Origin of the sequence: Sphingobacterium anhuiense, from assembly GCF_042686355.1 — a bacterium.
Lineage (GTDB): Bacteria > Bacteroidota > Bacteroidia > Sphingobacteriales > Sphingobacteriaceae > Sphingobacterium > Sphingobacterium anhuiense.
Genome location: NZ_JBHUPE010000007.1, coordinates 562,252 through 575,000 on the forward strand (window position 1 = coordinate 562,252; position 12,749 = coordinate 575,000).

Annotated in this window: 9 protein-coding genes; 2 read left to right on the top strand and 7 right to left on the bottom strand. The window is 36.2% G+C overall.

The annotated features are described in order from the left end of the window. The first annotated feature begins 21 nt into the window (after positions 1 to 21). Positions 22 to 747, top strand: a complete 726-nt coding sequence (locus ACFS6I_RS19050) for an RDD family protein (protein ID WP_380923019.1) — start codon at positions 22 to 24, stop codon at positions 745 to 747. A 45-nt stretch (positions 748 to 792) separates the two neighbouring features. Here the strand turns inward: ACFS6I_RS19050 and fabD are convergent, their stop codons facing one another. From fabD to ACFS6I_RS19070, 4 genes are all read right to left on the bottom strand, one after another. Further along, entirely contained in the window at positions 793 to 1,683 is an 891-nt protein-coding gene (fabD, locus tag ACFS6I_RS19055) for an ACP S-malonyltransferase (protein ID WP_380923021.1), read from the bottom strand. Between the two features lie 183 nt (positions 1,684 to 1,866). Next, on the bottom strand, positions 1,867 to 3,096 hold the full coding sequence (locus ACFS6I_RS19060; protein WP_132844380.1) for a M16 family metallopeptidase: 1,230 nt from the start codon (positions 3,094 to 3,096) through the stop codon (positions 1,867 to 1,869). Positions 3,097 to 3,117: 21 nt separating this feature from the next. Further along, a complete protein-coding gene (locus tag ACFS6I_RS19065) occupies positions 3,118 to 3,570 on the bottom strand; it encodes a GNAT family N-acetyltransferase (RefSeq protein ID WP_132844382.1) in 453 nt (150 codons plus the stop codon). A 161-nt stretch (positions 3,571 to 3,731) separates the two neighbouring features. Next, positions 3,732 to 6,572, bottom strand: coding sequence for an outer membrane beta-barrel protein (locus ACFS6I_RS19070; protein ID WP_380923024.1), 2,841 nt, complete (start codon positions 6,570 to 6,572; stop codon positions 3,732 to 3,734). A gap of 431 nt (positions 6,573 to 7,003) precedes the next feature. Between ACFS6I_RS19070 and ACFS6I_RS19075 the strand changes: the two genes are divergently transcribed. Then, a complete protein-coding gene (locus ACFS6I_RS19075) occupies positions 7,004 to 7,600 on the top strand; it encodes a ribonuclease HII (protein WP_380923026.1) in 597 nt (198 codons plus the stop codon). 34 nt (positions 7,601 to 7,634) lie between these two features. Here the strand turns inward: ACFS6I_RS19075 and ACFS6I_RS19080 are convergent, their stop codons facing one another. The 3 genes from ACFS6I_RS19080 to ACFS6I_RS19090 all read right to left on the bottom strand — a co-directional run bounded on the left by ACFS6I_RS19080 (position 7,635) and on the right by ACFS6I_RS19090 (position 12,624). After that, entirely contained in the window at positions 7,635 to 10,112 is a 2,478-nt protein-coding gene (locus ACFS6I_RS19080) for a YfhO family protein (protein WP_380923028.1), read from the bottom strand. Between the two features lie 93 nt (positions 10,113 to 10,205). Further along, positions 10,206 to 10,892, bottom strand: a complete 687-nt coding sequence (locus ACFS6I_RS19085) for a potassium channel family protein (RefSeq protein WP_132770008.1) — start codon at positions 10,890 to 10,892, stop codon at positions 10,206 to 10,208. A gap of 10 nt (positions 10,893 to 10,902) precedes the next feature. Beyond that, entirely contained in the window at positions 10,903 to 12,624 is a 1,722-nt protein-coding gene (locus ACFS6I_RS19090; RefSeq protein WP_380923031.1) for a TrkH family potassium uptake protein, read from the bottom strand. Positions 12,625 to 12,749 lie beyond the last annotated feature (125 nt).

Sequence of the window (12,749 nt, forward strand, 5' to 3'; positions counted from 1 at the left end):
TAAACCGGCTATTTCAAATATATGAATAAACTATTAATAAGTACTCCACAGAACGTAAAAATAGAATACAATTTAGCGTCATTAGGTTCTAGAATTATTGCATTTGCTATTGATTACTTTATTATTCTTGTTTATTATATCTTAATAATTGTCATTCTTGACTCTTTCCATATTAATATGGGGGATTCCTGGTTATTCTTTGGTATTCTATCATTATTGACACTTCCCGCTCTCTTCTACCCTCTTGTTATGGAAACCGCAATGTCAGGACAAAGCATAGGAAAGAAAATCATGAAAATTAAAGTGGTTAAGATTGACGGAACCCGCGCCAACTTTTATCAATATTTTGCCCGTTGGACATTTTCTCTGGTTGATATTTGGATGTGTATGGGCGGGATTGCAATTACTTCAATTGCCCTATCCAAATATGGACAACGTATTGGCGATTTATCCGCTGAAACATCTGTCATTAGTTTAAAAGCAAAATTAAACCTACAACAGACCATCTTTGAGGATGTTCCATCAGAAAAAGACATCATCTTTCCGCAAGTAATCAAGTTGAGTGATCAAGATGCAAATAAGGTAAAGGAGATTTACGATGGCGCTGTCAGAAGGAAAGACTACAATATTCTTTTAGCCCTTACTCAGAAACTAGAAAACATTCTGGATGTTAAATCAACGATGCATCCTAATGATTTTGTCAATCAAGTCATGAAAGATCATTATATCTTATTCCGTAATAAATAGAAAAAGCCGCCTTTGGGCGACTTTTTCTATTTATTCTTAAAGTAATTACTCCGCAATACTTGCTGCCGAAGTCTGTACCTGACGGTTTACCTTTTTCACCAAACCTTGTAACACATTGCCCGGACCTACTTCGACAAAAGCTTCTGCTCCGTCTGCTAACATATTTTGAACTGTTTGAGTCCAACGTACCGCGCCAGTTAACTGAGCGATCAAATTCTCTTTTATCGTTGTTGCATCTGTATATGGCTTTGCATCCACATTTTGATAAACAGGACAAATCGGCGTGTTAATTTCAACCGCTTCGATTGCTGCCTGTAGCTCAACTTTAGCCGGCTCCATCAATGGAGAGTGAAAAGCACCGCCAACATTTAATTTCAAAGCACGTTTAGCGCCAGCCTCGGTCAAAAGCGCACAAGCTTTATCCACTCCGGCGATAGAGCCAGAAATTACCAATTGACCTGGACAATTATAATTTGCGGCAACCACCACATCATCTACTTTTGCACAAATATCCTCCACAACAGCATCTTCAAGACCTAAAATCGCTGCCATAGTAGAAGGCTCCAATTCACAAGCTTTTTGCATCGCGTTAGCACGTTGTGACACTAATTTCAATCCATCCTCAAAAGACAAAGCTCCCGCTGATACTAAAGCAGAAAATTCACCTAAAGAATGACCCGCAACCATATCAGGTTGAAATTGATCTCCCAAAGCTTTCGCTAAGATCACTGAATGTAAGAAAATCGCTGGTTGTGTAACGTTAGTCTGTTTCAGCTGCTCATCAGTTCCTGCAAACATAATATCGGTTATACGAAACCCTAATATATCGTTTGCTTTTTCAAATAAAGCTTTTGTTTCTTCATTCAGATTATACAGGTCCTGCCCCATTCCTACGAATTGAGCGCCTTGACCAGGAAATACATATGCTGTTTTCATATTTAAAATTATCTGTTCTAATGCACAAACTTAGATAAATTGTCTTTTATATACAATATCATAAAGTCAATATCAGAAGCTGTACGCGTTACCTCTACTTTAATATTTAATTCATGAAGTCGTATACAGTCAATCCGTTTATGCATCTCTTAAATTCCTTTATGGAATAAAAAAAATTAAACACTAAGATTCAGGAACAAAACTCAACGATGTCATGCGAGCGGGATCTAAAATCTCCCGTGATGTTTCCAATAATTCTGTCGTTGAAATCGCTTTTATTTTATCAATAATAACATCTAGTTCAATGATCTGGTTGTAGTCCATCACATTCTTTGCCGCGGCAATGATCATGCTCATCCTGTTTTCCTCTGAAAGTGCGATCTGACCGATAAATTTGCGTTTTGCTTTCTGAAGCTGTACAGCACTCATCTCCTTTTCACAAAATTTATTAAGCTCCCTAAAAACAAGTTTTTTTGCTTTCTCTATCTTTTCTTCATCTGTTCCCAAATAAATACTAAATAAGCCCGAATCTGAAAACATGGTATAATTAGATTCGATGGTATAAGCTATTCCATATTTTTCACGAATAGAAAGATTCAATATCGAACTCATCCCCATTCCTCCCAGCATATTGTTTAATAACAATAAACCTGTTTTTCGGTCGTCTCTAAAACTATATGCATGTGCACCGACCATATAATGGACCTGATTAATTGGTTTAGGAATCTCTACATGCGATACAGGAACCGCAACAACATCATTCCTCTCCCGCTGAATTTTATTTTCAGCAACGGATGCAAAAATTTTATTGGCAAGTCTTTCGACCTGTTTAACCGTATAATTTCCTGTAATCGAAATCACGATTTCATTTGTATCGTAATTTGACTGAATAAAATCATGAATATCGCTTTTTGTAAGTGCCAACAATTGATCCTCAAGACCGAGTATATTATGTCCTAAACCAGCTCCTTTGAATAATAGATCTTCAAAATCATCTACAATAGATTCTTCAGGGCTGTCCAGATAAGAAGCCATTTCATCGACAATAACCGATTTCTCTTTATCCAATTCCTCCTCAGGAAAAGTCGAATGAAAAAAGATGTCCTCAAATAGATCTAAAGCTTTATCCAAATAGGGGGTTAAAAATGATGCATGTACACATGTATATTCTTTTGTCGTATAGGCATTAAGATCTCCACCAACAGCTTCCAAATGGTTTAAAATCTGATTCGTACTTCTACGTTCAGTTCTTTTAAAAAGTAGGTGCTCAATAAAATGTGCAACGCCAAATTTACCTTCTTTTTCATCTCTTGACCCTGCATTGATTAACATACATGCATGTGTAATCGGTAGGTTTTGCGGTTGAAAAACCACACGGATACCATTGGATAAGCGTATTATTTCGTATTCCATATATTAATTTGGAGATTCTATTTAATTATTTTTAATGCCATATCGCATTATATTTCTAGGATGAAAACCAAAACCTTGACTTTCATATAATTTTTGTGCCGGTAAGTTATGTGGTTCAACCTCTAAAAGAACCAATTTACAGCCCTTGTCCTGAACATATTCTTTGACAAACTCAACAGCCTTTTTACCTAAACCTTTGCCTCTTGCATCAGCATTTAAATATAATTCGTCCAGCAAAGCTACCGTTCCCTTAAATTCAAAGCTAAAGAAATAAACAACAATAATATACCCCAGGACTAAATCATTTTCTTTAATTAGCCAAGACTGCCCCAGCTTTTCATCGTCAAGAAAAATTTTAAAATTTTCTCGGCTTACAATAGGATCGATATCATATCCATCAATTGCATAAAAATCTTGCATCATAGCAACAATGATATCAATATTTTCAGACGTTAATTTTTCAAATGTGATCATAATGCATTCGTTTAGTGGCAAAAATAACTAAATAAAAACAGTCGAATTCTATAACAGTCGAAAAATGACGTGGATGGGATAGAGCACCAAACAAAAAATGGTTCTGATCTTACAATCAGAACCATTTTATCCACTCGTTTTTCGATAGGTAGGTGGTAAGCTTACATGCGTGGCGGGCGCATGCCTCCATGACCGCCACCATCTCCTGTCGGAGAACCTAATGCAAATTTTTGAAATTTATATGTGAATAATAGCATAAAGTAACGTCCCAATCTATTAGTACGACTATCGACAACCATAGATTCACTAACTGTTCTGGAAACATTTGTTTGCTCATTTAAGAGGTCAAATGCCTGTAAGCGCACTGTTCCACGTTGACCTTTTAAAAACTTTTGCTCCACATAAGTATTGATGATAAATGGATTAGCATTTATACCATCTCCATACCCCTGATTGAATTGTTTTGACAAATCTGCCCCGAAAATTGTGGTAGGGGTAATATTTACAGAACCAATTAAGGTTGGTGTCCAAGATGAAATATTAGTCGTTCTATTTGTTAATGAATTTTCAGTATGATTATATTGATACCTAACTCCAGGATTAATCTCCAGATTTTCTGAAGGATTATATCGAAACATTAATCCTTGATTGAATACAATATTTCTAGACACATTTTTCAAACCAATATTATCAAGACTATCTGTTGATGAATAGCCTATTCTTTTATTATAAGAAATTCCTCCCATCAACATGATGTTATACGTTTTTTCTTTCAAAGATTTACCATAATGATAGAAGGAACTAATTCCAAATGGATGATCATTTGACTCATTGAGATAGCGCGTCTCAGAAATTAAAGTAGTATCGACTCCTCCTGTATTACTATTCTTTAAACGTCCCAAATATGATTTATTTAAACTTACAATTTTATTTTCTGCTAAGTTTGCATTGACAAAAGCAAAGAAATTATTTCCCTTCTGAAAATCATTTTTACGAAATCTTATATTCATTTGATGATTAAACTCGGGATTTAGATTCGCATTCCCCATAACAATACTCGTACGATTGGTACTCATATCAAACGGAAGAATCTGTGTTACTGATGGCTCAGTTGTTGATCCACTATAATTTAGGGAAATATTAGATTGGCGCGAAAATTTATATTCAAACCGTGCAATTGGCATCCAATTCAAGTTGTTACGATGAATAGGTACAGATAAATCTGAACTCAAGGCACTACCTCTTAATTGAGACGGTTGCGCGGCCGCACCAATCGAATAAGTTACTTTATCTCCACTATACAAATAATTAGCTCCAACTCTATGTGTTGTGAACGAGTAGTCATAATTATAATCAAAGTTCAATTTAGGATCGTTAAGAATCTCATTTTCATCTCTATCATACCCCTTTTGCTGGTTTGAATTATCATATTTATTCTTATTGAAGTCATATGTAAATTCCAATTTGCCATTCTTTGACAAAGGTTCGGTGTAGTTCAATGAACCTCCCGCATTCCAACTCTTATTTTTTGCTTCTTGGATAGTTTTCTCGTAGATTGAATTTAAAGAAGCATCAGCATTATTAGGATCTTCCAATAATCGTTGTAATATTGCATTTTGATCCTTATCTGTTTTGGCGTTATTATAATTCATATTCATGAAAATATTACGGCCATTTTCATTCAACTTACGATTATATAAACCACTTATACCATAACGCGGGGCCGTTGAATTTGAAAAAATACTTTGATCTTGCGAATTATTAAATTCCTCATTTCTAAAAGTAATCGAATTTGTCACTGTATTCGCATCGCCATCATCAAATCCAAACTGAGGTGTTATTTTAATATAATCCTTAGTAGATGGTTTCCATTCCAGGTTGGCTTCGAAACGATGACTGGCACCAATATTATTTGAGTTTGACTTTATACTATCATTTTGCGTGATACCTCTCAAGGTAATCTCTTGAAATTGCTCGGACAAAGTAGTATTATCACTATGACTGTAGCTATAGCTTCCATAAACAGTCAGCTTATCCGAAAAATCTTTCCTTGCATTCAAACCAATTGAGCCCAATTTTGTCAAGCCATCAGATCCACCAAACATACCGCCACCTCGACGACCTCCACCACCTTGTTGACGGCGAGCTCCCCCACCAGTAGTATTAAAATCAAATAATGGTGCATTTGTATTATTAAGATTTCCCAAAATAGAAATCTGCTCTCCTTCTCTCATACCCATCCACATTCCTGTTGCTTGATAACGATCTTCTGTACCATAGCCAGCACGTAAAGTTGTCATATGGCCTTGGTTATATTTGGGATCAATCTGGATATTCAAAACTTTCTCCGAATCACCATTTTTATTCCCCGTTATATTAGCCATATCTCCATAGTCATCAACAATCTGCATTTTCTCAATGATATTGGCAGGAAGATTCTGTGTTGCAGTTTTGACATCACCACCAAAGAAATCTTTACCGTTAATACGTACACGCTTTACGGATTCGCCTTGAGCCGTAACATTACCGTCTTTATCCACCTCCACTCCCTGCAATTTCTTCAACGCATCTTCGGCCACGGATCCATCTCGTAGTTTTAGATCCTTCATGGTATATTCCAATGTATCACCTTTGACAACAACAGTAGGCACGCCATCAATAACCACTTCTTCCAATAATTCTGAGGCCGGCTTTAATGTAAAGCTTGGAATAATATACTTATTCTCTCCTTCCGGATAAGTAAACTCCTGCTCAAATCTTTCAAAACCTAAGTTTGAAACAGAAATTTTAAACTTACTGGCCTTTACATTATTAAAAATAAATATACCGGCAATCGAAGAACTGGTAACTAGGGAATCTTGATCTGAAATCAATTTTACTGAAGCTCCAGCGACAACACGAATCTTGTCATCTTTCAACATCCCTTGAACGGATTTCGTCTGTCCTTGAGCACCCCAGCTCAATAACATACTGCAAAATAAAAGGAAAGTAATCCTCATCATATACATCTTTTTGTAATTATCGGTTCTTATTCTGTGTGGTAATCCCACCAGGCTCAAATAAATCAACCCAATCTTCCCATTCATCTCATGATACGCTGTACTGAATCTTTCTAATATAAAGAATAGAGCCAACAGGTAAACAACGATCGTATACAGCACAGGGTTATATTCATTTGATACTTATACAAAAGAAGAAAATAGTAGTGTTAATAAACGTAAAACCTAAATTTTAACATAATAGTTACAATAAAATCTAATTTCACAACAGTTGGAGGGCTAATAAAAACTTTTTAAAAATGAATCAAAGTATAAAAAATCGTTCGCATTTTGTTCAAAAAATCAAATACCACATTTCATATATAAAGCTACTATAAACACATCCTTTTGCTATTAATAATATATTGTATTTTTGCTACTCAAAAATAAATAAAATGCTATTATCATATTTTCAAGATGAGTTTATAGAGGCGGGTTGTGATGAGGCTGGGAGAGGTTGTTTGGCGGGGCCAGTTTTTGCTGCTGCAGTAATTTTTCCCAAAGACTACCATCATGAAGTATTAAATGACTCTAAGCAACTTAGTGCAAAAAAAAGAATGCAGTTGCGCAGTATTATAGAGGAGGAGGCTTTAGCATATGCAGTAGCTAGCGTTTCCGCTGAAGAGATTGATCGGATAAATATTCATAATGCCTCTTATGTAGCCATGCATCGAGCTCTGGATCTATTAAAATTAAAAGCCGAGTACATTTTAGTCGATGGTAATAAATTTATTCCCTATCAGGAAATCCCCCATAATTGCATTGTTAAAGGTGACGGTAAATATTTATCTATTGCGGCAGCATCCATTTTAGCTAAAACGTACCGTGATGACTATATGGACAATATTGCAAAAGATTATCCTGAGTATGATTGGTTAAACAATAAGGGTTACCCTACTGTCAAGCACAGGAGTGCGGTAGTTGCCAGAGGAATAACACCACATCATAGAAAAACCTTTAGAATAACTGATCCACAGCTCAAATTATTCTAAAGGTTTTTAAAAAATATTTTTAGCAACAATCTTTTTAGATTGTTGCTTTTTTATTCTTTTTGATTGAAAAATAAATTGCGACAGCAATCCCTAATCCTAAAATTATGGACGCAATTAATGTCAATATATTACCGAGCTTATGAGATGCCGGATCGAAAATAAACTCGACCTTATGATTCCCCCCTGGTAATTGTAATGCTCTAAGAATATAGTCAGCACGTATAATTGGCACCTCTTTACCGTCAACAAAAGCCTTCCAGCCTTTTTCATAATACACCTCAGAGAATACAGCAAATGCATCTGTAGGAGTAGAATATTCATAAACCATTTTATCAGGATGGTAAGAAGTCAGCTTTATCGATGCATTAACGGGCAAACCTAAACGTTTACCGTCAAATTTATCTTTAAATTCTTCACTAACAAAAGCCTCTTTTGAAGGATTGAAACTACCGATCGCCTGCATCTCCTGCGCATTATCTTTAACAAATGTTACTTGATCAACAAACCAGGCATTTCCAGCAGCAGAACTTCTACGTTGTATCCGTTGCCCTTTTTGTTCATCACCTGTAATGACATAACGGACATTAAACATATCCAACACGTCTTCATTGATAGCGCCATTAAATTGATTTTCCAAAATCTCCTGAAACCGCATCAATTTCGCAGCATGGTAACCACCTAAAGATTTATGATAATATGACGCACGGGCATCTGAAAATGGATTTGTGGTTAAATCAATGACACGGTAACTCAAATCCTTGTCCATACGAATCAATTGATCAACCTCCCGCTCTTGAAAAGCCTGACCTGTTACCATGCGTTTCTCTACAAATGATTTGTCATTTAAAAAGCGCTTATCGACACTCCAGAGATCAAACAGAAAAACAACCGCCAATCCAATAATCAAAACATTTGCAGAAAGCTTCTTCTTAATAAAAAACCATACTGCTAAAAAGGTAATCAAAACGATGGCAAAAGAACGATAAGCATCTGCACTGGCCACTGCTGAACGATCTTTTATTAAACTATTTGCCAACTGATTTGCTATTGTTGGATCACCAACAACTTTCTGGGTGAAAGTCTCAACAAGCTGTGCGTGTTCTTTATTTTTAAAATTTAAAAATAGATCGGGAACAAAAGCAACAAGCAAACAAATACCCCCTAATCCAATAAAAGTATACAGTACTTTTTTATCCAATTTTTCGATTTTATCAACCTTTGTGATCAACTCGTTTAACGTTAACACCGCCATCAATGGAATCAAAATTGCCGCGATAACCAATATCGACTCGACCGCTCTGAACTTATTGTACATCGGGAAGTAGTCAAAGAATATGTCTGAAACCAATGTAAAATTCTTTCCAAACGACAGCAATAAAATAAGGACAGTTGTTGTAAGAATCCACCATTTTAGTCTATTGTTAACAATAAATAGACCTAAAATGAAAAGAAACAATACACCTGCTCCAAAATACCAGGGGCCAGATGTAAAAGGTTTGTCTCCCCAATAAACAGGCATTCCACCTGCGAATTCTGCAGCTTGAGCACTACTCATTTGTGCTCCAAAAGTAGACTGCAAAAACTTTGCGACATTAGACTTTTCATCCAAAATACCTCTCTGACCACCTCCATACGCATTCGGAATCAAAAATGTCAATGTTTCTCCTACACCTTGGCTCCATTCGTAAGCATATTGTTTATCTAATCCCTTTTCTTTCGAGGCATCCACTTTAGTAATATTGGCGTGACCACGTGTACTTAATTTACTGTACTCATAAGTCGGAATTAAAATAGAAGCATTCACTAAAATAGCGACAATTACTGCAGCCAACTGTAAACCCGAAGCAATAAAAAACTCCTTGATCTTTTTATCACGAATGGCGTATACCAAGGCAAAGATTACATAAACCATCAATGCGATAAGCATATAATAGGTCATTTGCAAATGGTTGACACGGATCTCAAGAGCCATAAATAAGGCCAACAGAACAGGGCCCCAAACTCTGCTCCCTCTAAAGCACATGATCACCGCCCCTATGACAGCAGGAATAAAAGCAATAGCATACGCTTTTGTGACGTGTCCAGCTTCGATATAAATAAAATTATAAGATGTAAACGCAATAGCAATAGCACCTAAAGCGGCTAGCCATGGTCGAACACGTAACACACTCAATAAGAAATAGCCCCCCAATAAATAAAATAAAACGATATCAATGGGTTGTGGAAAAACGGTTTTGACCGCCGCTAAAATATAGGTTCCAATATTATTTTCACTTGCAGACCAGATTTGATAAGTGGGCATGCCACCAAACATTGAATTTGTCCACAACGGAGCTTTTCCATCTTGAGCTTTATAATCGAACATTTCCTTCTGTGCAGCTTGAGCCTGCACAACATCACTTTGTGCCAAAGTCTGCCCTTGCCACACTGGAGTAAAATAAAAGAATACAAGCGCTACAAAAATCGCTATCACGATAAGATGTGCTGAATTTTCCTTAAACCAATTTTTCATTTATATTATTAGGTTATTAAAACTTACGAAAACCAAAAATATACATTTGATTTTACAATTTATATTATTTTCCAAACCCAAGACTTATTTCTCCTATTCCCCTTTTTGGATAAGCTTATTAATATTGGACAATTCACCAAAAAGAACCAATATATCCCCTTCTTCCAATAATGTTTCCGAAGTCGCTATACCCGAAGCCTCCTTAATTTCTTTCTTTTTGATGCTATCTTTTACCTCGGTAATCTTGAGTGTTGTCATGACGATCACTTTAAAAAGATTGGTTAGGTTAGCTTCACGAAGGGTCATTCCAACATATTTTGATGGAACTTTTGTCTCAATAATACTGTATTTTTCAGATACTTTGAATGAATCTACAATATCTATATTGTCCAAACGCATCGCTAGCCTTTCAGCTGCCTCTTCCTCTGGCATAATGTATTCGGCGATTTCCATTGCTTCAAGCACTGTTTTCTGAAGGTCCGAAACAATTCTGCCTATGATTCGCTTTACTTTTAATTGTTTCATTAAAGCTACTGTTAGCAATGAAGCTCCTTCATCCTCTCCAATGGCAATAATAACGGCATGGCAGTCCTTAAGCGGTAAAGATGATACTGCCTCCCGGTCTGTTGTATCCAAACAGACCGTATGTGTTACTTTATCTTTTAATTGCTCAACAATAATCAGACTTTTATCTGCCCCGATCACCTCATGCCCCAATTCTGTCAAATGAACTGCAAGTGATCGTCCAAAATGCCCTAATCCTAAAACGATATATTTCATACAAATTCGATTAATAGAGTATCTTTTCCTCTGGAAAAGTGTAATTTCTTCGTGTTATATTTTTAATAAAAGCCACCAATAATGTCAACGTACCGACACGACCGACAAACATCGTCATCATTACAATAAATTTACCTGCAACACTCAAAGATGGTGTAATTCCCAAGCTCAGCCCACAGGTCGTATAGGCAGATACTGCCTCAAATAACAATGCTTTAAAACTCTTATCAGGATCTGAAAAAACCAGTAGCATAAAACTCACACCGATCGTAAATAGCGACAATAGAATAATGGCAAATGCTTTATGTACAGATTCGCCTGCGATCCGTCTTTTAAAAAGTTCAATATGCTCCTTTCCTCTTGCCAAAGCAATGATATTCATTATAGACACCGCAATGGTCGTAACTTTAACACCACCACCAGTGGAACCAGGAGATGCTCCTACCCACATGAGCAGGATAATTAACAAGACTGTGGGCATGGATACAAATGAGAGATCAACACTATTAAATCCAGCCGAACGCGAAGCATTAGCCATAAAAAATGAGGTGATCCATTCGCCCATCTGCCCCTGTTCCAAAGAAAGAGTCTTGTTTCGCTCTAACAGAAAAAAGAATACTGTTGCCAACACAACGACAACCGCATTACACGCGAGCACTAATTTTGAATTAAAACTGAAGTTCCAAGCTTTATGCTTATAATTCTTCTTCGTCACCAACCGATGATACCAGTAAATACAAGAGTCTTTTACATAGGAATAAATATTCAGTACGATCCCAAAACCCAATCCACCTAGTATAAATAATACAGACAAAGCCAATTGGAAGTTGTAATTAAATTTATAGCCATCATTGGTGATTCCATCCGTTAGGATCGAAAAACCAGCATTACAAAAAGAAGATACAGAATGAAAAATAGCGAAAAACACCTGATTTCCCAGAGAAGGAAAAAGAGCTGCATCTAGCGTGCTAAAGATTAATAAAGCACCGAGAAGTTCAAATAATAATGTAATAAAAATTATCGTGAGAAGTGTTTTAACCACCGATCCCACTTTATTTTCACCAAGAATTTCGCCAAACATCAATTGATTCTTGAACGAAAAACCACCTGAAAAGAAGTATCCGAAAAAACCGGTAAAAGTCATAATTCCCAATCCTCCAATCTGGATCAACACCAGAATAATTGTTTGTCCAAAGAGCGAAAAGTTAGTTGAAATATCTGTCACCGATAGTCCCGTAATACATACAGCACTGGTCGCCATAAATAATGCATCAATAAAACTCAAAGGGGCTTCTATTGTTGTTCGGGGTAACATCAACAAAACAGTACCGATAAGAATCAATGCAAAAAAACTGATAACAAATAAAATCGTAGGATTAAAATAGAAGTTATCAAAAAACAAGGTACTCTTGGAAAGCTCTGCAATAAACACCAGGTAAATACCCAGATAGATCCACTGATCTTTACCAAAAAGATCAACCGCGGGGACACTTGCAAATCGCGCTATTATAATTAAAGCAAAATAGCTTAGGATCACCAGCCCCGAATAATGTTCTACTTCAACTCTTTTCAACGCAAAAATAGAAGAAGCTGTACGAAGTCCCGTCATGATGAACAAAACATAGAACATCGCATTGATGATATGATCGAGTAGGTTTGCAAGATTTGGATCTCTTACATAGCCCACATTGAAAATAACAGCAAAAGCGCAGATCATGCTGACATAAAACATGATTTGATCTACAATGCCATTCTTATACTTAAAAACGAATTTTAAAAAACTCAATATTGACCCCATCTGTCACAAACATACTGATAACTTAGGAAAAACAGAAGTTCCTGACCCGATGATGATAT